The following is a 22,015-nucleotide window of genomic DNA, read 5'->3' on the forward strand; positions in this document are numbered from 1 at the left end:
TTCAGGACGTAATCGACATGACCCAATCTGACCTGAGCTTCTCCCAAGATTACTCGTTGAGGGTTCCCCGGGACCTAGATCTGGCGACACTGCATAATCTGCGCCCGGAGATGATGTTTGTATTTGATCCAGCCTCTAATGACGGGGAAACGAGTTACGGCTCATTTCGATTCAATGTCTCGAAATCGTCAGCGCTAAAGTCGTCACCAATGGTGCCGGTCGAGCTCCGCCTGTGGGGGTTTCATATTGAGGGACGCAAAGTAGTCTGTGCCGTTGCGCGATCTGAAGATCCTGACTTCGACCATTCGGGAAAGGGATGGCCTGAAGACGAAACCCATTATCTCTACAGTATTGAAGCGGTCAATGTTGCCTGCTTCTCGCACAAACCTGACCCTCTCGTGAACACGTCAGACGTCGAGATGATTAAGAAGATTATATGTGAGTTACAGCCCGCGTATGATCGAAATTTGAGACATAATATCCTTCGCCGTAATTCTCCAAAAAGCACATCGAAGATTGTTGATAATACACTTACCCCTAATCCCCAGATCCTAAATTTCTTGGGCCGCACAACCCACGTGACCCGAGATCTACAAGTTGCGGAAGAGCGCGTGTCGGGGATTGACTCGTTTTTCGGGCCCGATTGGCGGCAGAAAGCCGACAATAGCCTCAATAACACTCAGGGCATCGATGTCAGTGGAGCCCGATCAGAGGTATTATGGGGACTACGCGTCACTCTTAACAGTTGCAGCTACTGGTTCACATATGACTACACAGTTGATAGGGCCAACGGCTACGGTGTTCCAGTCGGGATTCTTTACACCCCAGAATTCGAAAATGGCATTGACGTATCTTGGCTAGGCAAGCCGGAGGAGTTGTACCGCAACTTTGAGGCAGCAGAGACGATAGCGATGTGGTGCGTTTATAAACGACTACACAAGGTGGTGAGAGGCAAACATCCCGACGCTGTAATTAACGTTGTTTCGATGAAGGGAGCTCTTTGATGGTTCCCGATTATACATCATTAGTTGAAGCTGCATTCACATCGTTTAACGGTATCAAATCGTCGTTGCAAACCGTTGACGACCTTAGAAGGATCGTGTCCACGTAGGTGGTGTAGCTGCCGGCTGATTGCCGTGCTTTCCGCCCCACGCAGACGCGCGCCGCTCATTAGGCACGGTTCGTGCCAATGCAATTTACTGGAACAACGTCAGCACAGCCTTCGGAGCACTATTCGCAATCGACAAGGACTGAACGGCGAGCTGCTGTTGTGTTTGCTGTGCGGATAGCTTTGAAGACGCTTCCTCCATGTCGGCATCTACAAGACGGCCGATGCCCGACGTAATGGATGCCATCAGGCTATGCGCAAAATCGTTTTGCAAATCAACGCGCTTTGCAAGCGACCCGATGATCGAGGCACCCGAGGTGATCCTGGCTGAGACTGTTTCAATGTAATCGATGTAGGTGCCAACCTTCCGTGGATTTGCGACTATGTCGATTTCCATGAAGTTCATGCGCGGAATGGGTTCGATGTTGACGCTGATACCGGTGAAGTGAACTCCGGATTTTTCACCGGACTTCCGATCGATCAGAGGATCGGTCTTGACTGTGACGCTGCCGGCCCCATTGTCTTCGATGATGACGTCCGTCCTGGTGATGAAAGAACGGAGCAATGTAGCCATTTCATCGGCGGTCTCGACTTTACCGTCTGTCTTGCCGAGGAGGCTGTTGATGTAGTTCTTGTCGAAGGAATAGCTCGAGGGGCTTTCACGGTCGACATCGAAACTGAAGCTTACGACGACGCCACCGGCCACGGTGAATGGCTGGAAGTCCAAGGTCATCGACGAACTACGCCCGCCCCACTGAACACCGTTAGTATCGTGAAAGCCTCCGCTGCCTGCGATCGTGGATGTGAAGTTCGTTATCTGGAACGATGAGCCGTCCCTCGTGCTGTCCGCGGTCCGGACGATACCTATGAGGTCAATTGTGGGCACCCAAATTTTGTCCTGATTAGGCGGATCGGGGTGCATATAGTTTCTCGCATATGCATTCGCGCCAGCGGTCTTTAGCGCGCGATTTATCACTCTCGTAAAATCGACGTACGTCTCGATATGTCCGTCGGTCACTCCCAATTCGGCGTTCACCGTCGCCTGATCGATCACGACCTGATTGATTTTTCCAGCGTTGTATGGCGGCGAGATCCCGTCCGCCGGATTATCGGCATCGACAACGACATCGAACTGTATTGAGTCACCCGCACCGATATCGAATGGACCGGTGAAATTGAAATCCAAGTAGCCCGTTGACGACCCCGTTGCATTGCGGAGGCTCGAGGTACTCATCACCTCGCGGTCCTGGTCGACAAAATATTGCTCATATCTAAGGCCGCCGATCGTTCCCAAAAAGCGCGGATCGGCCTGCAACAGCCCACCCTCTGTCGAATTGAAGAGCGATATCTGGCTGAGGTCAAAGTCGGCAGTTTTAACTGAAACACCGTTTTCGTCCCGCACAAACGCGGAGGTGACGTAAGTGACGCTCTGCGTAGCGTCATAGATGTCGTCAATATCTGTTTTAAGATAGTTCACGCCACTGAATGACGACGAATTGGCAATGGATGCCACCTGATCCTTGAGTTGATCAAGTTCGTCTTGCACTTTCGACTTGTCGATCCCGGCCTCCTTTGCCGCAACCAGCTTCGCCTTGAAGTCACCCAATATGTCGAGCACTCGACTCAAACCGTCGTACGCCGTGTCGAGCTTGGATGCCGAGACCCCGAGCGCGTCGGAAACAGCCGAAATGGCGCGATTGTCCGATCGCATGGTAGTCGCGATCGCCCAGTATGCAGCGTTGTCGGAAGCCTTTTCGATGCGAAGACCTGTCGAAACGGCTCTCTGCGTATCCTGCAGTCCGGAGTTGACGCCGCGGAGAGTTTGAAGAGCAATGGAGGCGGACGTGTTGGTGACAATGGACGTCATAAAAACCTGCGAAATTAAACTAAAAGACTGCAACCAGTTTTGAAAATGGCGCTTTCATGCATCCTATGGCTGTCAAGTTATGTTCCCTACGGTTAACAGTCCCTTAATTGGGATTGCAAAAGTGATATAAAACACAACGCATAAGTTGTGGCAGCGGAAGCGCGCAGGGCTTCAATTGCCCGCACAAGACATTTGGCATCTCCCAAGGTGCCGCGCGCAAATCACAGACGGGGTTGCTCATCAAATTGTTTGATCCAGCGAATTGCCAAAAAAGGCACCGCGAAGAGGCGGGTGAGTTCAGCTTGTGCTACTCCAAGAGGAGTTCAGATTCTCAAGGGAAACAGAAAACTCAAGCTTCTTCAAGACTTGGTCGATGCTCGAAAGCGCTCTCGCATCAGGCTGCTCGTTCCCGAGAGTTCCATTATCGGGGGATTGGTAAGGCTCGGGATGTGACGACTGGCGCGGTCTGATCTCCGTCGCAGCGCGAACTGCCATCAGCCCTAAGGGCTTATATCTCTCGATAAGGTTGATTTCCGGGTCATTCTTCCGCTGCGAATACCGCATTTTTCCTCGCTTTGCTGCCACGGCTGGCTTGGAATCCTGACCGTCGGGCGGTCGAACTTCAGAGCCACCACCGTTACCGCTGTTCGACGGCGGGAGATCGAGCCCTTGTGGCTCTCCCGTCGATCGGTCAGCGACTTTCGTATACTTGATCGCCGACTTGCCAAAAATCCTCTTTGAAAAGCCGCTATAACTTGTGGTTATTGCTCGGCGTTCTTCGGCTACGAGAGCATGGACAGGAGGCGAACTGACTACGAACGACCTGAAGCTGCGCCGGCGCGATGCGTGTGACCTTGACCCCCGGCGGCTACGACTGGTGAGTCGGGACCACGCCCGCCATGTACGGTCCCGCTCGGCGCTGCAGAAGTGCGGGTGCAAGCCGCCGATTTTCGATTTTCCTCAAGCGAGCGCAACCTACTCATGTCGACGATGCCGGTGCGTTGTTGGGCGGGAAGACGCATCGGCCAGAGACTGGCGGAAAGAGGTCTTCCAGAGACGGAGCCATGGGAATAGAGTCGGTTACCTGTTTTCGAGCTTCTGGCCTCGTTCCCCCGAGACGTTCGCGAATGATATCGACGTATTCCGCTGCCCTCTCGATAAGCACCGATTTGCGTTGAAGGCGATTGCAAACTGCTCCAACAGTGCCGGAGCCCGCGAACGGATCGAGGACTGTCTGATCCGGTTTCGTAAGGCTTGAGACAAGACGTTCGACCAACTCCTCCGGAAACTGACAGGGATGACTGGTTTTCTCGGGGTGTCGGTTTTTCACGTTCGAGATGTCCCAGACGTCGCCAGGATTTTTTCCGAGCGGGTTGCCGCTGAGCTGTCCCTTATGTGGACCCTTGTAATGGCGCTTGTTGGGATACTTCTGTGGAACGCGAATGCTATCCAAATCGAAATGGTAATCATCGGATTTGGTCGCCCAAACTATGGTTTCGTGCCTTCCGGACAGACGCCGGGTGCAGTGCATTCCATGGCCGAAAGTCCAAACGACCCGGCTCCTGATCTTCATTCCGAGGCTTCGGAATATGGGAATGACCACGCTGTCGAGAGGAACGATTTCTCCCGTATCAACCCAGTTTCCTACCTGCCAACAGATGGAGCCATTCGCGCGGAGAACCCGGAAGCACTCGTTGATCACGCCTGTCTGGAATTCGATATACGCGTCGAGCGCGGAGCGCTTCTCATATGCTTTACCGATATTGTATGGCGGGCTTGTCACGATCAGGTCGACCGACCCATCCGCGATTTCGGGCAGTAGTTCGGCGCAATCGCCAATGTGAAGCGTGCAGAGACCAATAGCCTCCGCGTTCCCGCGAGCAGGTTGTTTGAGCATGGGTACGTGATTTTCCTTAGGTCGGGACGCTGCCCGAATGGCTTGATGCAACAATGGTCATCTGAATTTTCGCGATCCTCAAGCCCAAAACGAAAGAAAACTTGGCCACGCGCCGATCTGTTTCGTTGGTGATGTTTCCAGGGAGATGAACCGGTGTTCATCTTCGCACTACCTCGTCTCACGCGGCGGCACGTCGGCCACGTCGAACGGATATTCTCGCCGCCGGGTTTCCCGTTTGCCGTAAGGATCGCGGAGGCTGCCAAGAGACAAGCCGATATGCTGGGTTTCCGGCTTGCCGCCAGAGTGTCGAGAGCCACTCCCTCGTTCGATACGGCAAGCACGTCATCCAGGTCTTCGATGAAGCTGAAGACACATCGCGCATGTCCTCCCCCGCATTTCCGGATCGTCCGCGCACAAGGCGAGCGCCTGAAGCGTCGCCGGCCGCCGTCGCGATGCCGGTAGCCCCCGATGGGTGCCTCGATATAGTTCGCCACCCGAAAGCCTGTCCAGGAAATGCATGATCGCAACGCTGTCATAGATCGCCGGCCCGTCATCCCGGAGGAGGACGGGCACCTTGCCTAGCGGGTTGTTGGCCAGAAAATCGGGTGGCGGATTGCTGGTGTCTGCGTAGACCTCTTCCAACGGGACGTCCAGATGGCGGGCGGCCATCCGAACTTTCGAAGCAAAAGGAGAGGGTGGTGCACAAAGTAGTCGCATGACGCGTTTCCAACATTGTTCGAGGTTGGCGGCACCCTTTCTTGAGGAAACTGGCGGGGTTGCCGGGCGACTGTAGGCCTAAAGCACCAAAGCGATCGCGGACATGGATGGTAGCGACAGATCGTATGACTGGGTGCGCTACGACGCTGGGGATAACGTCAAGCCGCAGAACAGCCCTGCAGTTTTTGGAGACAGATGACAGCTTTGGGCGATGCTCGAAGCGGACCGGCGACATTGGCAGGCTCGGTCGACTTTTGGCACGCGTGGAAGAGTCCAAGGGACCGTTTGCGGAGGAGGCGCGCGCAAGTCATGGCCCTGACGCTTAGTGATTTGCGCTACGTTCCGACTATGGCCTGTACTCGAAAGGGTCGGTGCGGCCCTCTTCTGTAACTCGATAGGTTCTCGATAGCTTCGCGCAGCAATTCCGAAGCAGCTGATCCCAGTTCCGACCGCCGCGAAACTATCTTTCATATTTTTTACACAAAAGCCTGTGGACGCTGGGCGCAACTCGCTCATCGACTTGAAGGCGCGTCTTGTGCGGATTGTGCACAACTTCTATTTGATCGATATCGTTTTCATCAATCTATTTCCAGGCCGCGGTTCATGGCGAAGCAAACTGTAGTCAAACGCAAAATCCTTATCGACGAACCTTCCAAACAGGACGCGTTTCATGGAAAGGGCCATGACCGCACCGCGGATGCTCTCGCTCGGGCCATTACCGGATTTGAAGGCAATGACCGGGCAATTGGTCTCGACGGTCCGTGGGGAAGCGGCAAGTCGACCGTCGTCGAGATTGCAAGACAGAAGCTCGCATCCCGACAGCGCGAAACAGGTGTCGCGTATCATTTCTTCACCTTCGACATCTGGCAGTCTCAAGGGTCGTCGTTTCGGCGGTCGTTCCTGGAGCATTTTCTGGATTGGTCGCGAGCGACCTTCCCAGGGGACGACGACAAGCTCGTCGAAATTGAACACAAGGTGAAAGGCAAGATCAGGGAGGTTCACTCCAACAACCACTCCATCTTGGACTGGTGGGGCGTCATCGTCGTCGTGCTCATCCCGATCTTGCCGCTGTTCTACATATGGGCGAAATCCGCCTTTGACGCTGCGGGCGAGGAACGCTGGAAATTTCTGCTGTCGGGTCCGTCGCTTGCGATGCTGACTTTCGTGATCGCACCGTTCATTTTAGCGTTGATGAGGAACCGGGAAGAGCTGGACGCCGCATGGGCTCGAGGGTGGACGCCCTTCTTCGCGAAGTACCGCGAGGATGTATCCAGGACCCTGCTTATCAACGCGAAGCAGTACGAGGACCAGAAAGTCACCCAATATATCCGGGAGACTGATCCCAACGATTTTGAATTCCAAAGCACGCTCAGGGAGGTGTTGCGCGTCATCCAATCGAAGACCTCGCGTGTGGTCTTGGTACTCGACAATATCGACAGACTCCCGCCGAAAGAACTGAACGACTACTGGGCACAGGTCCGGGCGGTATTCGCCAACGGTCCGCTCGTGAAAAACGCGGCTCAAAAAAACCCAGTGACTGCGATCGTGCCGTACGACCGGCGGCTGATCGAGGAAGGAACCAAGGAGAAGGGGGCAACCGCCGACAGTTCGCAGTCCGTCGTGTCGATCTCGTCGTTGAGCAACCGAGAGAGGTTCTCCAAGACATTCGACGAAATCCTGACGGTGTCGCCCCCGGTGATGTCCAACTCCCGCGAGTTCTTCCTTTCCAACATCGCGGAGGCTCTTCCGGGAAGAGCGGCAAGCGATGATCTCTTCCGTGTCTTCTTGATTTTCGACCGCATTCTCAAGAGCGAAAGCGGGAACGCGACGCCCCGGCAGATTATTGCCTTTATCAACGAACTGACGGGGATGTACGTCCTCCACCAAGGGCAGTTTGGCCTAGCCACCGTCGCTCTTTACATCGCGTACCAGGATGCCCTGGAGGCAAACCCCTCGCTATTGAACAACGGTTCGACGATCGACGAGAGACTACGGGCGCTCGCCGCCGACAACGATCTGGATCGAAATCTCGCGGCGATGATATTCAACGTCGAGCCTGATCTTGCCTTCCAGCTTTTGCTGGACGCCAATATCAAACACGCGGCGAGCGGCGGCAAAGAGGGCTTGCTGGAAATCTCGAAAGCTCCGGGATTCGATCTCCGCGTCGACGACGTTGTCAGGGAAAATGCCCGGGAATGGCTTAGCAGCGACGAATTCGGCCTGGTGGTCGCCAATTTTGCAGACCTCGCTCAGAGCTATGAAGGCGACGCGAAGCCGCACTTTTCGAAGACGCTGGTCAAGGCCTATGACCACCTTGGCGGGATTGAGCTGACCAAGGGCGATCAAATCGGTCTTCTCAGGGGATACGATCTGGCTACCTCCGATGCTACGCTTGGCTTGACGCAAAATCTCCTTCGGGCCGGGTTTTCCGGATTTGGCGAGAACTACCGCAGCGTCGAACGAGGCGGCGAGTGGTCGGAGTTCGTTGCCGCCATAGCGCGCCGCCTAAGGCAGACCGGCGACACCGCTACTCTTGCCGAGGCGATGCGCTCTATGCCGCTCCCGACGGACCCCGCCTTCATGTTTGGCGTAGCGGCGGCAGTCGTGGACGAGGAACTGTCGCTGGCGATATTCAGGCCGCGTAAGCCTGATGTTTCCGACGACCCTACGGTTTTTGATAACTTCGCAGTCTCTAGGCCATACGGAGCGAAAAGAGCGTTCGCCGAATTTAAGCGCGCGAAACTTTTGACTGACGAACAATGGCTGTCAGCGGCAAGCGCTTTGATATCGTCGCTTTCGACATACGGTGAAAGCGACCTGGAGAATTACAACGACCGCATATCACTCCTGGGTGACCTCTTCACTTACCTCGCACTCAAGCAACGCGACGAGCTTGCCGTCGCGGCGATGTTTGGAAACGTGGCGTTCTACAGCGGACTCAAGGCCTCCTTCGAGGCCGGGAATCACGAGGGGTTAACCGCGGCTCTTTTCCTCGCCATGAACGCGTTCGAAGCGAAAGCGCTTCCCATCCCCTCCACCCGGGCGTCGAACGGTCCTCGAATTCAAGACGCCACTCCGGAATTTGAGTGGTTCCGCCAACGTTTTGATGGCGAGGTTGACCTGACGGACGCACAGTATGCGGTTGTGGCGACGTTGGCGAAAGACGCGTTCGTCATAACCTCATGGGTCGAGGCCGCCGTGCGCGCGCCGGACGACCACCTCTTGTCCGCGGTGCTTGTATCGGCGTTTGCCGACGGCGACCTTCCGTCCACGAACTTGGAGCTGATCGTAAAGCACTACGATTTCCTTGCATCGTTGCTAGGCGACGAATTCCGAGCTTTGTTGGATAGGTATCAGGAGCGCATATCTCAGAAGAACATCGACGAGATCGCCCTGGACACGTGGCCGATCGGGCTGTTGGACAGCACGGCGCAGATCAAGGGCGGCAGGTGGGAGGCGGTCCACGAGAAAGTGGGTCAGCTTCTTGATCAAGTGCCGACCGATGAATGGAAGTCCTTGCTCGGTGGGGGCGGCCAACACGAGCGTATCCTGCTGGAGAAAATCAGGACGTCAGGGTTCGAGTTCTCCGATCCCGAGGTCAAGGATGTCGTCGCGGATTTCTTCCGTGATATTCTTTCTGGTCAGGTGAACCTTGCCGACAATTCGCTCCCATACGACGACCTCATGAAGGCGATTGACGGCAAATTCCACGCCGACATCTATCGCCGGCTGCGCGAGGAGATCAAATCGGTAACGGCATCGACCCTGGGCGCGGCGGCCGCTGCATTCCCAACGACACTATCCATGATCATCACAGCCGGGGATAGGCTGGCGAAAAACGAGAAAGACAATCTCGTTAGGTATATCCTCTGCGCTGCGTTGGAGGGCGGAAATCGCGCGGTCCTAAGGCATTTCGAAGGACTCGGCCGATCCAAGGTTCGTGATTTCATCAAAAGCTCGGAAGATAGCACCCAGGAAAAGCTCGAGGGCGCTTGGACGCATTTCTCCAATGGCACCAAGGATTTTGGATGGAAGCGGGATATCGGAGAACTGCTGCACGGCCGCAAGAAAGCGAAGTCGCTCGTCGAGATATTCCTCGGCTCGTCATCCAAAGACGAGGAGGAAGAAGAGGCCGACGCATAGCCGAGGGCAGGGCGGCGCTCTTTCGCGCTGACCGTCAACGAGGATTGGAAACGAGGTCGTTGCATGGACGTACCTGAGAATATCGACAGGGTGATCAGCGAGTTCGATCGAGATGGGGGACGCCTCGACACGCACTCCGTTCAAAGCGCGCTCTCGAGCGCCCGCACCACCTTGCAGGAAAAGACACCGAGCAACGAGGCATGGGCCGACCTGGCGGCGTTCGCTTTTCAGGAGGAACAGGGAGACCACGGACCGTGGAATACCTATTTTGGCCCGATGAGCTCGCATACCATGGGCGATGGGACGATCTACTACAGCCCTGATCCGGGTGACGTGACGCCTGACATCATTGATCATTGGCTGACGCGCGCGGATCGCCTCGTTCATCCTGTCTTGAAAGCCAGGTATGCCGATCTGGTCTGGGACTTCGCCCCGCACGTGACGAACAAACGCGCCGATGTCCGCTTCGCGCGAATGGCAATCGACTCCTACATCGCGGCCGTACTCGAAATGAAGAACAGTGACGGCCATGACGACGTCGCGTCTTTGAAACGGGCGCTCGAATTGTCGACCAGCATTCGCGATGCGGACCGAACCGCCGTCGCCAAAAACGCGATGCTTGCCCGGTTTCATACGGAGGTCGACAAGGACGGCTTGTGGTTTCACCTCTTTGAAAGTCTCATCGGAAACAGGAAGTGCGGACTTACACTCGACGAACGTGGCGAGATGGTTTCCAAACTCGAGAACTTGCTTGCGGTCCATGTCGATGATGACACGCTCGATGCGCACAGTGCGGAGCTCGTAGCCGACTGCATTCTGCCGATATATATCGCAGCTCGAGACACCCAGGCGATCAAGCGCATCAGTGCGGCCGTCAGCGAGGCCTTCGAAAAAATCGCAAGGTCGGGATCGCGCACGCAGGCGATGGCTTGGCTGGCGGCCGCTTTGAAGTTCGCCAGACGGTCCGGGGACGAGGAGCGTTACAACGCCCTGAAAGTGGAACGCGAGAACGCGATACGGGACTCTGCGTCGGAAATGCAGTCGTTCGGGTTCTCGCAAGATATTCAGAAGTCGGAGGTCGACGAGGTTGTCGACGGGCTTGTTGACGGCGACAATCCGCAACAGGCCCTCTTCAACATCGCAGCCTATTTCATCGTCCCCAAGGATGAACTGAGGTACCGGGCTGTCAGGGGCGCTCGGGCGGCTCCGTTGATGTCGGCATTGACAATGTCGGTGATAGCCGACGATCACGTGGCCGCGACAGTCGATGCTGACGACGGAGACGGTACATTGTTTCGCTATGCGGACATCTCGCGGCAGGCAAATCGCCTGTTCTTGTCGGAGGCGCTGGATGCCGCGGTTGCTAGGCACGCTCTGTCCCCGGAAGAGGTCGCCGCGTTCATGCAGCGGTCGTCCTTGTTTTCCGAATTTCCGCTTGTTGTCGCCGGCGTGAAGGCATGGATGGACGGCGACTACGTCAAGTGCATGTTCGTGCTCGTCCCTCAGATCGAGGACGCATTCCGCAACATCGCTCGTAGCCTTGGGGAATCTGTTACGAAGGACAAACGCGGACAAAAAGGTTGGGAAGTGTCGATGAACCTGGGTGACTTCCTATCAATGCCGAGTGTCCAGGTCGAAATCGGCCAAGACATTCATTTCTGGGTCAAAGCGATTTTCTCGGATGCGCGTGGAATGAACCTCAGGAACACGGTCGCTCACGGCCTCGCTGGTCGCGATGCGGCGACCTACTACAACTGCGAGGCCATAATACACAGCATGTTGGTCCTCGGGGCTTACAAGGACGTGGCGGTCGCTAGCGCTCGCAAGGCGGCGGCGAGGCGTGAGCGACGGAAAGCCGATAACGCAGAGTAATGGAACCCGCACGATCTGGGGTGTGTGCGGGTTCCGGAGAAACATGCACTGCCTGCTATCGTGCCGCAAGTTCGTTTAAAGGCTTATCCCGTTCGCGCAGGGACACACCACTGGTAGCGTTTTCACCAAAAGGTCGTCCGCATCCAATCCGAACCGAGATACAGCCATAGGCTGCAAGTGAATCGGTGAGAGGCTACTCCAGCAATCGATCTGATTCTTGAGAGTAAGTCTCCGCCACAAGGCACAGTTTGTGTTGACAACTACGGCAACAATCGGTTGTGTCGGGTCATGGAGGCGTGAATGCGGGTACACTTCGTCGGGATTGTTGGTCTTTTGACTCTACTGGGATCGATTACCTACGGGTCTTTCGCCCACGCTGGCTCTTTGGATGAAGACGCCTTCAAGAAAATCCCGATTGGCAAGGCTACCAAGTTTTCGAATCTATCATCTTTTGAAGCAGTTTGCCTGCTTCAGCCCTACCAAGATCGATTGTACTCGAAAGATGCGGTAGCCGTCAGGGCGAACAAATATCTCGCCGCGAACAACTATTCGTCAGACGAGGGCCACTTCGCATTTGTGCTCGTTGGGAAGGAGGCAATCGAGATTGCATCGTTCGAACGTTCTCAGAAACTGGATGTCTTGGCAAAGCATGAGGTTTCCACGGCAGTCGACGAGATGTTGCCGAAGGGCTTTGCTCCACTCGACTGCGCAGGCGGTGAATCCGCAGTTTTTGTGAGGATTGGCCTCCGAGCGAGAACCTACGTGGTGCTTGGCGAGCTGCACTAGGCACTCAATCGGTGACGCGTTCCGGTAATTTTTGATCCAATTGGGATATGCCGCCGGCTTCGTTTCGTACCCGGTTTCCGCCCTCTCGAGCGCCGCGCTCCGGAGGAAGTCTATGAGCTTTTCTCATTTTCGGGCGTTTTCCATTGAGCCGGCCAAATAAACAAAGATCGGGTCTTTGTCTCCGATATCAGCTAGAGTGCGAAGCTGTTTGCGCAGCCGGTCGGATAAATGGTCACCGTTTTTCCCTTTACAGATCAGGGCTGGCGAAACTTGGAGTTGGAGCGCCAATTCCTTTTGCGTACACGACAACGCCTCGATAGCCAGGTGGACCAGAGCACCGTTTTCGCTTTCCATTCGAGCCTCCATCAGTTTAGTAGCGCAGCAGACTCTTTAGATGAGGCTAAATCGTTTGCGCTTTTGCGTTTGCAGCGGGTGCTGGCCCCGGGCCGGTAGGTTGCCGAACGCCAGGCTGTGAAAACAGCGGATCGGAGTAGCTCAAGCCGACGATCCGCATAAGAGCGGTCTCGAGACGTCCGAGCGCGAATTGCCTCTGTTCAAACAGCCAACGATATGGATTGTAAAATTCCGAAAGCCGCCAAATGTCAACTTTTCGATGTGCAGCCGCAAGGTTCGCATCGCGCGATACACCGTCGAAAGCCATGATCCAGATTGCCAACGTCGGAAGGTCGTATCCCGGCGAAGCAAGCAGCTGCCTGGGCTCGATCTTGGCGCGGCGGAAGGCCCGGAGGAGAGAGGAGCCGCTCACAGGCGCACTGGGGTCCCGGTGTCCGGGGAAAAGGTAATCGCCGTCGCGGTCGCCCCGAAAACTGTATGCGTGCCCGATCAATGCTTTTGTGAGCCGCGTCAGGGGAACGGTTGGCAACTGTTCCCGTTTGCGGCGAGGGTCATGCCATACCGAATGCTCGAAATCGAGGTCGCCCAGCTTCATCCCGGCAATGCGGGACGCAGGCAGAACTGTCGCGAGCGACAGCAAAAAGATACACGCCTCCCGTGAGACCGGCGAACCGGAGGGCGACGATGTCAACGATGACCATACCGCCACGACTGTCCGCTCGACATTCTCCTTCGTCAGGAATTCATATTCCACGTTCCAACCCTCCTTGTTTGCGTGCCACCTTCTTACGGTCGGGCGTTGTGCGAGGCGGCGGAAAGCCAGCGATCACCGCGAACTCGTCGCAACCCCTGTCGAGATCGATGCTGGACGTTTTCATCCCGGTGATTTCGATTCAGTTCCAAAGCGACAATGTTCAGCCGGACGGCGCAGGTGATCTCTGCCAAGCCGCACGGCGTCACGGTCCCGGGGTCGATTGCATTCAACGTCGTTCGCAGCATCTCTTCCAGATTTCGGCGATCGCCGGTTATGGTCATTTCTCCTCGTTTGCCGCGCACTCGCAGGAAGAAAAGGGCATCGCCGAACTCTTCCTACGACAGTCCGGTGGATCGAATGTCGATCGGTCCGGTCGCCATTGGGCCGCAGGACGCACCGGAAGGGGCCGATCAGGGCCATTTAAGGGTCTCGAGCTCGGGGAATCGCTTTCCGGATGTCCGTTCGATCCGCTGGAGTGCGAGGAGCGCTTTGAACTTCTGCTTTATTGCTTGACTACGTTCGGCATTTCTTGCTGGTTCCGTGACACCCCGACTATGGATCGGCCGATCGATGGCGACGACGAACGATCGCCTGAAATCGACAAAGCTCAGTCGGGAAGACGTGTTCGGCGCTCGGACGTTCAAAAGCGCAGTCATCGCTCGAAGTACGCCATCCCGCAGCGGCAGCGATAGATAAGATCTTGTTTCGGAGTGGGGCTGCGGGCCCGCCGCTTTCGCGATGCGCTGATCGCGTAATTGGCCGCCTCGGGAAGCGGCGCGCAAATCGTCGACGCCGCCGGCGTCACAATCGAGCGGATGGGTTTTTTCTCCCGTCAAACGTGAATGACGGGTCGATGCGGCGTATTGAGAGACGGGTTTCCGCGATTGCATGGGCGAGACAGGACAGCGGATCAGCCATGCGAGGGCCGGGCAAGGCGACCGTGCCGTTTTTGCAAACCACGGCGGTATTTTCTTGGCGGGTTTCCAAACGCGTTTCTTCATGGCTGATCTCCTTCTGTGTTTAGGCGTCGGCGAAAAGCTCTGTGGCGGGAACAGTCGTCCGCCGCGGCGGTCCTGACGCGTTGGAGGGCGGCGAGGTCTGCCCGACATCCGTCTACCGGTGCTTCGCCGTCTGCTCCGCGTCGTCTTCGGTTCCAACGGTCTTGGTTCGCTTCCCCATGGTCGCCCCTGCTTTTCTCGGGTCGGCATCGCCCGCGGGGGCGGGCATTCCAGGGCCGGGAAAGCCGCGTGGCAGGCAGAAGATAGGGTCGGTGTATTTCAGGCCGACGAGTTTCATCAGTTCGGTCTCGAACTGCGCAAGGGCCGCCCGGCTCCGCTTCAGGATCCACTGATCGGACGCTTCGAACTTGGTGATCCGCAGCGTCTCGTGCTGGCTGATACGATGCATCACCGCCCGTATGTCCAAAGCGTCGACCCCCGCAGACGACATGACAACGGCCGCGATAACCGGAAGGTCATAACCTGGCCGGCGGAATTGCGGGGTAGGGGCGAGTTTGGCCCGGCGGAAGGTGCGCGTCAGGACGGCCCTCGCCATCGGGATACTCGCGTCACGGCGGCCGGGAAAGAGGAATTCGCCGTCGCCGTCCGTCCGGAACGCGAAGGCGTGTCCGACCAATGCGATCGCGAGCCGGGTCAGGGGGACTGCGTATGATCGCTTGTCGCCTAGCGGAGGGACATGCCAAAGCCATCGGTTTAAATCGATGTCCTCCAGCCTCATCAGCAGGACCGCCCTCGGCGGCTGGACTGTGACCAGCGACAGCAGTATCGCGCACGCTTTCCGCGAGACCGGAAGGCCGTCGGCCTTGCGAGTGAACACGGACCATATGGACTGAGCGAGCCGATGATGATGCGACCGCATTTCGGAAGGGGACGACATCGTAGATCCTCTTGCAGTGGTTTTTATCCGCTTCTCCCGCGGACGGTTTCCCCGGGGCAGCCGTCACCGAACGGCGACGGCTTGCTCCGTCGTGGACGTCAGTCGCCACAGTGCGCGTGGCCGGGATCGGAAGTGGAAGTTCGGCGATTGGCTTCCGACCAGGCCTGGATGTCCGCCGGTCGGTATCGCACGCGCCGGCCGAGCTTCACGAAGATCGGTCCGCCCCCCGTGCATCTAAGTTTTTCCAGATATTGTTTGGAGAGGCGGCAGAGGGCGGCGGCCTCCGTGGTTTCGAGAAACGACAACGTGGATTGCATTTTCGATCTCCTTTCCGTCCGGTTGATGATCCGGACGGAACGAAGGTGCCGAAAGTCCGCGATGTCGTCACCGGTAGTTAGGAAATTGATTGGGAATCCTAACTACCGGACATTGTCGAACCGTTCGGAAAGCCACGAGTAGAGTTCGCGTTCCCTCCCGGGCTTCCTCTTCCTCGGCGCGTCGAAATCGAAAACGGACCAAACCGCCGCCGCGAACCGCACCACGCAAGCCCTGGCGATTCCCGCGTCGGTGCCGGTAATGTCCCGCCAGACGTACCGTATGGCGCGGACGAACGCCTGTTCGAAGACGTTGCGGCGATTGGGCGTTGCCAGTATGTTGCCTTTGAACAATTCTTTCTGCTCGTCGAAGAACTCTTTCGCGTCGGCAACCACCTTGTCCATCCCTTGGATGATCGCCTCCAGCCGCTCGCGGTCGTCGACAAAGTCTTCCTCCCCGCGCCTGATCTGCAACCGGCTGCATTCGCGTTTCAGCTCGGTGGAAAAGCGCTTTATATCGTCGACTTTGCGCTCGTGCCGGGCGATTCTCTCTCGCATGTCCTCGCTCCCACGCCTTACCTGGCGGTCGCGTTCCGAGGCCAGGCAGGCGAACTCCACCGCGTCGAGGATCTTCCCTTCGCAAACCGCGTCGCCGTGGACCAGTCTGCCAGACGCCCTGGCTATGGACAGTGCCTCGCCGAAATCCGGCTTGCCTTCCCGGATCTTCTGGAAGAATTTGTAAAGCCGCGTGTCGATATTCGACGCCACGATCTCCATCAGCGCGGCATGTCGGTTCATGGTCATGGCTGGTCCTCCGGCGACGCTGAAGCGTCGCGGCCGCCAATGGCGGCGTGGATGCGGCCGGCGGACCGCTCGACGGCGGCGCGCGCCGGCCCCTGTTCAAGATGCGCGTATCTTTCCGTCGTTTTGGATTGCGTGTGTCCAAGCAGCTTGCCGACGATGAACAGCGACTCGCCTCCCGAGACCGCGACGCTCGCGAAAGAATGCCGCAGGTCGTGCAGCCGCACGTCTTCCAGCCCCGCCAACTTGCGCACGGCGTACCACTGCTTTCTCACGTCCTTCTTCGCTCTCGTCGGATCCGAGTCCTGCGGAAAAACGTACTTGCCGACCCGCGGCAGCGCCTTCAGTATCTCGACCGCGGCTTCCGGAATCAGGATCGCACGCTTGCCGGTTTTGGTGTGACGGGTCATGAACCTGAGCTCGAGATCGACGTCGCACCATTCGACTTCGAGGTTTTCCGACATTCTGGTGCCCATCAGCGCGATACACCGGATGGCGTCCGCGGCGTTGCGGCTGATGACATACGGCGGCCGGATTTTGCCGATGTGTTTGGCCTTTTTGCCTGGCTTTGCCGGCGGCGGCGCGTAGGGGATGCCTACGGTCTCCGCGGTCCGGATGGCGTCTCCGAGCCGCACCATCTCGTCCGTGTTCAGAAACCTCTCGCAGCCGAACTCGGCAAACCGTTCGATGCCGGTCACGGGGTTGGCCGCGCGGGTGACGTACTTCGCCCGGGCCGCGCCGCCCCATAGGCTGCTGATGAGCTGCAGGCACCTATTCGAGACGACGGGATTGGTTTCCCCGAGTTTCAGGTGGAACCTCTCCACGTCCCAGGTTTCCATCTGGTCGAGCTTGCATTTCCCCAGGGCAGGCCCGATGTGGTTCCTGATCAGGGAGCGGTAGGTGCTAATGGTCGAGAGTTTCGGCTTGGCGTGCAGCGGCTGCTTGATGGCAACGTTCTCCTTCGCAGCCAGATACCCCTCCGCGAATTCCTCGAGAGTGGGCATTGCCCTGAGGTCGGCGCGCATTCCCGCGGGGTCGCGGCCGTTCAGCTTGACGAGGGCATGTTTTTTCGCGCGCTGCCGGGCTTCCTCGGGCGTCAGCTCCCCGTGCCTGCCCAGCGTCACCCGCCGGACGCGTGACGACCGGCCGCTTCCCACCCGGTATTCGTAGCGGTAGGATATTCCCGTAACGATCCGCAGCGCCTGGAAGCCGGCCAGATGGCTGTCGCGGATGATAGCTCCGGGCTCCCGTTTCAGCAGGGACTTTATCGTCGTGTTGTTGATGCTGGCCATGATGTCTCCTTTCCTACTGAACTTGCGTTGGCGTCACGGACTCGTCGTGCTAGGGGCGATCCCGGGAAATCACAGATAGATGAGGAAAATCTGAACTGCAAGTAATATCAATGTGTTGCATACCGTGGGAAAGCCGGTACAACGCCGGGAAACGACCGGCAAATGGCCCATAACCTTCAGGTCGAAGGCTCATAACCTGAAGGCCGCAGGTTCAAATCCTGCCCCCGCAACCAAAGATCCCTGCGATCCCAAGGAGCCCCCATTGTGGGGCTTTTTGCGTTTCTGGGCCTCGGAGACCCCCGTCTGTCCCATCAGGTCATCAGGTCTTCGAGCACGGCCTTCTGATCTTCTGATGGAGGAACGCCGGGTCCTTCTTGCCGCACGCAAAGGTCAGGATCGCCGCTAGGTCGCCACGCAGCACGATTGCCAATTCCTCGCCATTGGGCACGAGCTCGATCCTTTCGACGAGCGTGCGTAGCATCTGTGCGGCACGCCCTCGGGTCTCTACGTTAACAAGCTGGTCATGAAGGGCGGCGATCTCGTCGTGGTAAAGTTTGGCGAGGCTCGGATGCAGCAGGGGAGGCGGTTCTTCCGTCGCCTCGAGCATCGACGACAGTTCCTTCTTCCGCTTCTCCAAAGTCATCATCTTTTCATTGATGCGGTCAGCGACACCGCCCTTCAGAATGAGATTCAGTAGCGTGTCGAGTTCGCGGTCGATGCGTTTGATCTCCGCCTCGGCAGAATTGAGCGATGCTCGCGCCTCCATCCGGGCCTTGTTGACCTCGCGCGTAAACTCCGCGCAAAACTCTTTGAAGAGTTCCGGCTCCATCAGGTGCTTGTCGAGCCCGTTCAGGATGGTTGCTTCGAGCGTATCGCGGCGGATATTGAGCCGGTTGTCGCAGGTGCCCTTACTGCGGGCATTGGTGCAGCCGAGGATATGCTTCGAAATCATCGAATAGCCGCCACCGCAGCAGCCGCATTTGACCAGCCCGGTGAACAGGTGCTTCGGACGCCGGCGATCGTTCAGAGTCGTGTTGTCGCCCGGTCGTGTTCCCGGTTCCAGCGCCAGTTGACTTTGCCGCTGCTTCACCAATGACCAGAGGTTATGATCGACGATGCGGAGCTCCGGAACCTCCTGGAACACCCAGTCGCTTTCCGGATTAAGGCGCGAGACCCGTTTGCCCGTGTTCGGATCCTTCAGGTAACGAAGGCGGTTCCAAACGAGCTTTCCGACGTAAAGTTCATTGTTGAGGATACCGGTCCCGCGCTTGGGGTTGCCATGGATGGTCGACGGGCCCCATTCGCTCCCCTGCGGTCCCGGCACGCCCTCGCTGTTCAGCCGCATCGCGATCATCCGCGACGACTTGCCGGCGAGATACTCCATGAAAATCCGCCGGACGATATCGGCCTCGGCCTCGTTGACGGTCCGCTCGCCGCGGCTGGCCTCGCCGGAAGATTCTATCTGCCGGACGACGTCGTAGCCGTAGCAAAGACCGCCGCCCGATTTGCCATCCTCGACCCGGCCGCGCAGGCCGCGCCGCGTCTTGTCGGCAAGATCCTTGAGGTAGAGCGCGCCCATCGTGCCCTTGAGACCGATATGCAGTTCACTGACCTCGCCTTCGGATAGTGTCACGATGCTGACGCCGGCAAAACGCATGCGCTTGTAGAAACCGGCAATGTCTTCCTGGTCGCGGGAGAGGCGATCGAGAGATTCCGTCAGGATAAGGTCGAACCTGCGCTTGAGGCCGTCGGCGATCAGTTCCTGCACGCCCGGCCTGAGCAGTGACGCCCCGGAAATCGCTCGGTCGGAATAGCTGTCGACGACCGCCCATCCCTCGCGGTCGGCCCGGGCGCGGCAAACACGCAGTTGGTCCTCGATCGAGGCGTCGCGTTGATTGTCGGAGGAGTAGCGGGCGTAGAGCGCGACCTTCATGCGACGGTCTCCCCGTGCCATTCCTGGGTTGGCAAAACCTTGAATTCATCTGACACCCTGGCAAACGCATCCTCAAAGGCGTCAGGCATGCTTTTCACTTCAAGCTGCGGCGTCTCGGTAACTTCTATGGTGCGCTTGCGCCGACGCACGTCGTGCCGAACGGCATCGATCCGCAGCGCCCTGAATGCCATATTAAACTTGCACTCGTAGAAATCGAGTTCGTCTGGAAAGTCGCCAGATCCATCTACCACAAAAAGCTCGACCAGATTGTCGAGGATTTCCTGACGCAGATTTGCTGAATCCGGCATCGCGCCGTCAGGAACCTTGAACAGAAAATTGGCTTCGCACCTACGAGCAATATGGGCAAGACTGCGCTCATCAGCTCTTGATTGTCAGAACGCCTCCCCTCCCGAACGAGGTGGACAAGACACTCGGATCGCAAATGGCGAGGGTCGGCGCGGTCGATAATCATGAGACGGCCCCGCAGATCGGCAGGAGAGAGCTGGGAAGCCTCGTCGATCTGGGTTTCCACCCCTGGAGGGCGCGTATAGGGCGTCCCATCCGATTCTGTCTTGGTCAACAATCGAGCCATCTGACCCCCTTGCTTAGCGCAGCAGCGGTTTGAGCGGCCACGAGGTGCGCTCGTCTAATTGATCGCGCTACGGCGGGAAACCCGGAAAGGGATTTCCAGAATTTTTCGCTCTTCTTCTTTTCTCGGCTAAAGAAACGTTGGCCGACGATGTGTTGGATGGTCCTCCCGTTGGCTTCTGCGACCATTCTCAGCCCCACATGCTGGACAGCGGCACCGCGGCCAGCTTGTCGCCGAACGGCACGACATCTGTATTGTCGTAGAGGACTATGCCAAAGGCGAAACGATCGCCGCAGGCCTCGGCAAGTGCGCGGAGCCCTCCGAAATCGCCGGCCTTGACCGTGGCGCTGGCCTTGACCTCGATGCCAGCGATCATCCCGTCGTCGCGTTCCAGTACGATGTCGACCTCGCGCATGTCCCGATCCCGGAAATGATATGGTGTCAACCGCAGGTCCGACGCCGTCATTAGCTTCAGAACTTCGGAAAACACGAAGCTCTCCAGCAGCGCGCCGAATGTTCCGCGATCCGCCTTCACTCGGTCGAAGGTGAGCCCGCGCACACTGGCCAACAGACCTGAATCGAGGAAATGCAGCTTGGGCGTCTTGACGATACGCTTCAGCGTATTGGTGAACCAAGGCTGTACCGTTGCGACCAGGAACACCTGTTCGAGCAGTCCGACATAACGCTGCCCAGTCTTGTGACTGACGTTGATGCTGCCGCCAAACTGCGAATAGTTGACCAATTGGCCTGTATGTTCGGCCAATAGCCGCACGAACTTCGGCAACTCGGTCAGCTTCTCCACATCGGCAATGTCCCGGAGATCTCGCGTCAGGATAGAAGTCAGATAGGACCGTGCCCAATCTTGCCGTCGTCGTTCGTTGTTGCGGCTGATCGCTTCGGGGAATCCCCCGAGCAGAACGAGTTGGACGAAGTCGTCTCCCATGATAGAGCTCCGCGGGCTCTTTAGATTCCCGTCGAAAAGGTGTTCCAGAAAGGACGGCGTCCGGCCTTCGATCTCGGCCCTTGCCAGCGGCAGCATTCGGATGGTCTCCATTCGCCCCGCCAGGCTGTCCGCAATCCGCGGTAAAGTCAGCACGTTTGCCGACCCGGTAAGCAGAAACCTGCCCGGACGATAGTCCTCATCGACTGTCTTCTTGATCGCCAGCAACAGGTCTGGCGCACGCTGAATCTCGTCGATGATGGCTCGATCCAGGCCGCGAATGAAGCCGGCAGGATCGGATTGGGCGGCTTCGAGAACCGTCTGATCGTCGAGGGTGATATAGGTTCGGCCGGCTTCTCCCATCTTTCGGACAAGTGTAGTCTTGCCGGCTCGGCGCGGTCCTACGATGAGGACGACCGGAGTATCCAAAAGGGCTTCCTCCGCCCGCTGCTCTACAAACCTCTCGAACATGTTTTCCTCGAATCTCGGACGATTGGAACTGTCGTTCTCGGCTGATTGGAAGTCAATGGCTCGCTAATTGGAACTTGCAAGGGGGCAATCTGGAAGGAGGAATGCTTCCGAACGACGGTTCGTTGCCGGCCCACCCCCGCAGCGGAGAGACCAAACAACGCCCCCTCAGAATTGGGGCGTAGGTGGGTTTGTCCAGACGCGTTGATGGCTCGAAGAGAGGCTTCTGGCACCTAGCGCAGAGACCACGATGTCCAAATACGATCGCAACGCATGCTCGGCGT

17 protein-coding genes and 1 pseudogene are annotated in these 22,015 nt (G+C 57.5%); 4 read left to right on the forward strand and 14 right to left on the reverse strand.

Annotated features, from left to right (window positions below):
- Window positions 1-1,004 (forward strand): hypothetical protein (locus tag ATY79_RS29025; RefSeq protein ID WP_088705702.1); only part of this gene is annotated, 1,004 nt, incomplete at its 5' end.
- Window positions 1,005-1,196: 192 nt separating this feature from the next.
- On the opposite strand, the gene ATY79_RS32025 is transcribed toward ATY79_RS29025, so the two are convergent.
- The 4 genes and pseudogenes from ATY79_RS32025 to ATY79_RS29045 all read right to left on the reverse strand — a co-directional run bounded on the left by ATY79_RS32025 (window position 1,197) and on the right by ATY79_RS29045 (window position 5,589).
- A complete protein-coding gene (locus tag ATY79_RS32025) occupies window positions 1,197-2,342 on the reverse strand; it encodes a flagellin (protein WP_348627582.1) in 1,146 nt (381 codons plus the stop codon).
- Between the two features lie 120 nt (window positions 2,343-2,462).
- Window positions 2,463-2,975 (reverse strand): annotated as a pseudogene (locus ATY79_RS31805) (flagellin/flagellar hook associated protein); the annotation flags it as partial.
- A gap of 979 nt (window positions 2,976-3,954) precedes the next feature.
- Window positions 3,955-4,872, reverse strand: coding sequence for a DNA methyltransferase (locus ATY79_RS29040; protein WP_088705705.1), 918 nt, complete (start codon window positions 4,870-4,872; stop codon window positions 3,955-3,957).
- A 342-nt stretch (window positions 4,873-5,214) separates the two neighbouring features.
- On the reverse strand, window positions 5,215-5,589 hold the full coding sequence (locus ATY79_RS29045; RefSeq protein WP_088705706.1) for a glutathione S-transferase N-terminal domain-containing protein: 375 nt from the start codon (window positions 5,587-5,589) through the stop codon (window positions 5,215-5,217).
- A 603-nt stretch (window positions 5,590-6,192) separates the two neighbouring features.
- Here ATY79_RS29045 and ATY79_RS29050 point away from each other — a divergent pair.
- The 3 genes from ATY79_RS29050 (at window position 6,193) to ATY79_RS29060 (ending at window position 12,390) form a co-directional block, all read left to right on the forward strand.
- A complete protein-coding gene (locus ATY79_RS29050) occupies window positions 6,193-9,732 on the forward strand; it encodes a P-loop NTPase fold protein (RefSeq protein ID WP_088705707.1) in 3,540 nt (1,179 codons plus the stop codon).
- A gap of 63 nt (window positions 9,733-9,795) precedes the next feature.
- Entirely contained in the window at window positions 9,796-11,604 is a 1,809-nt protein-coding gene (locus tag ATY79_RS29055; protein ID WP_088705708.1) for a DUF4209 domain-containing protein, read from the forward strand.
- Between the two features lie 300 nt (window positions 11,605-11,904).
- A complete protein-coding gene (locus ATY79_RS29060) occupies window positions 11,905-12,390 on the forward strand; it encodes a hypothetical protein (RefSeq protein ID WP_088705709.1) in 486 nt (161 codons plus the stop codon).
- A 123-nt stretch (window positions 12,391-12,513) separates the two neighbouring features.
- On the opposite strand, the gene ATY79_RS29065 is transcribed toward ATY79_RS29060, so the two are convergent.
- The 10 genes from ATY79_RS29065 to ATY79_RS29110 all read right to left on the reverse strand — a co-directional run bounded on the left by ATY79_RS29065 (window position 12,514) and on the right by ATY79_RS29110 (window position 21,734).
- Window positions 12,514-12,744, reverse strand: coding sequence for a hypothetical protein (locus ATY79_RS29065; protein ID WP_088705710.1), 231 nt, complete (start codon window positions 12,742-12,744; stop codon window positions 12,514-12,516).
- Window positions 12,745-12,790: 46 nt separating this feature from the next.
- On the reverse strand, window positions 12,791-13,498 hold the full coding sequence (locus ATY79_RS29070) for a hypothetical protein (RefSeq protein WP_088705711.1): 708 nt from the start codon (window positions 13,496-13,498) through the stop codon (window positions 12,791-12,793).
- A gap of 410 nt (window positions 13,499-13,908) precedes the next feature.
- A complete protein-coding gene (locus ATY79_RS30690) occupies window positions 13,909-14,499 on the reverse strand; it encodes a hypothetical protein (RefSeq protein WP_141105774.1) in 591 nt (196 codons plus the stop codon).
- A 112-nt stretch (window positions 14,500-14,611) separates the two neighbouring features.
- A complete protein-coding gene (locus ATY79_RS29080; protein WP_088705713.1) occupies window positions 14,612-15,394 on the reverse strand; it encodes a hypothetical protein in 783 nt (260 codons plus the stop codon).
- 98 nt (window positions 15,395-15,492) lie between these two features.
- A complete protein-coding gene (locus ATY79_RS29085) occupies window positions 15,493-15,711 on the reverse strand; it encodes a helix-turn-helix domain-containing protein (RefSeq protein WP_088705714.1) in 219 nt (72 codons plus the stop codon).
- 102 nt (window positions 15,712-15,813) lie between these two features.
- Window positions 15,814-16,512, reverse strand: coding sequence for a hypothetical protein (locus ATY79_RS29090; protein WP_088705715.1), 699 nt, complete (start codon window positions 16,510-16,512; stop codon window positions 15,814-15,816).
- Complete coding sequence (locus ATY79_RS29095; RefSeq protein WP_088705716.1) at window positions 16,509-17,801, reverse strand: tyrosine-type recombinase/integrase; 1,293 nt, start codon at window positions 17,799-17,801, stop codon at window positions 16,509-16,511. The genes ATY79_RS29090 and ATY79_RS29095 overlap by 4 nt, the downstream gene beginning before the upstream one ends.
- 319 nt (window positions 17,802-18,120) lie before the next feature.
- On the reverse strand, window positions 18,121-19,734 hold the full coding sequence (locus ATY79_RS29100) for a recombinase family protein (protein ID WP_088695184.1): 1,614 nt from the start codon (window positions 19,732-19,734) through the stop codon (window positions 18,121-18,123).
- Window positions 19,731-20,042 carry a hypothetical protein gene (locus ATY79_RS29105; RefSeq protein ID WP_088695183.1) on the reverse strand — a complete coding sequence of 104 codons (312 nt, stop codon included), beginning with the start codon at window positions 20,040-20,042 and terminating at the stop codon, window positions 19,731-19,733. The genes ATY79_RS29100 and ATY79_RS29105 overlap by 4 nt, the downstream gene beginning before the upstream one ends.
- A 471-nt stretch (window positions 20,043-20,513) precedes the next feature.
- Entirely contained in the window at window positions 20,514-21,734 is a 1,221-nt protein-coding gene (locus ATY79_RS29110) for an ATP-binding protein (RefSeq protein WP_088705717.1), read from the reverse strand.
- Window positions 21,735-22,015: the final 281 nt, after the last annotated feature.

The organism is Rhizobium sp. R693 (genome assembly GCF_002211315.1).
Taxonomy (GTDB): domain Bacteria; phylum Pseudomonadota; class Alphaproteobacteria; order Rhizobiales; family Rhizobiaceae; genus Rhizobium.

Coding starts and splice junctions, on each gene's coding strand:
- ATY79_RS32025 (WP_348627582.1), bottom strand. CDS start 2,342: ATGAGTACCTCGAGCCTCCGCAATGCAACGGGGTCGTCAACGGGCTAC.
- ATY79_RS29040 (WP_088705705.1), bottom strand. CDS start 4,872: ATGCTCAAACAACCTGCTCGCGGGAACGCGGAGGCTATTGGTCTCTGC.
- ATY79_RS29045 (WP_088705706.1), bottom strand. CDS start 5,589: ATGCGACTACTTTGTGCACCACCCTCTCCTTTTGCTTCGAAAGTTCGG.
- ATY79_RS29050 (WP_088705707.1), top strand. CDS start 6,193: ATGGCGAAGCAAACTGTAGTCAAACGCAAAATCCTTATCGACGAACCT.
- ATY79_RS29055 (WP_088705708.1), top strand. CDS start 9,796: ATGGACGTACCTGAGAATATCGACAGGGTGATCAGCGAGTTCGATCGA.
- ATY79_RS29060 (WP_088705709.1), top strand. CDS start 11,905: ATGCGGGTACACTTCGTCGGGATTGTTGGTCTTTTGACTCTACTGGGA.
- ATY79_RS29065 (WP_088705710.1), bottom strand. CDS start 12,744: ATGGAAAGCGAAAACGGTGCTCTGGTCCACCTGGCTATCGAGGCGTTG.
- ATY79_RS30690 (WP_141105774.1), bottom strand. CDS start 14,499: ATGAAGAAACGCGTTTGGAAACCCGCCAAGAAAATACCGCCGTGGTTT.
- ATY79_RS29080 (WP_088705713.1), bottom strand. CDS start 15,394: ATGTCGTCCCCTTCCGAAATGCGGTCGCATCATCATCGGCTCGCTCAG.
- ATY79_RS29085 (WP_088705714.1), bottom strand. CDS start 15,711: ATGCAATCCACGTTGTCGTTTCTCGAAACCACGGAGGCCGCCGCCCTC.
- ATY79_RS29090 (WP_088705715.1), bottom strand. CDS start 16,512: ATGACCATGAACCGACATGCCGCGCTGATGGAGATCGTGGCGTCGAAT.
- ATY79_RS29095 (WP_088705716.1), bottom strand. CDS start 17,801: ATGGCCAGCATCAACAACACGACGATAAAGTCCCTGCTGAAACGGGAG.
- ATY79_RS29100 (WP_088695184.1), bottom strand. CDS start 19,734: ATGAAGGTCGCGCTCTACGCCCGCTACTCCTCCGACAATCAACGCGAC.
- ATY79_RS29105 (WP_088695183.1), bottom strand. CDS start 20,042: ATGCCGGATTCAGCAAATCTGCGTCAGGAAATCCTCGACAATCTGGTC.
- ATY79_RS29110 (WP_088705717.1), bottom strand. CDS start 21,734: ATGTTCGAGAGGTTTGTAGAGCAGCGGGCGGAGGAAGCCCTTTTGGAT.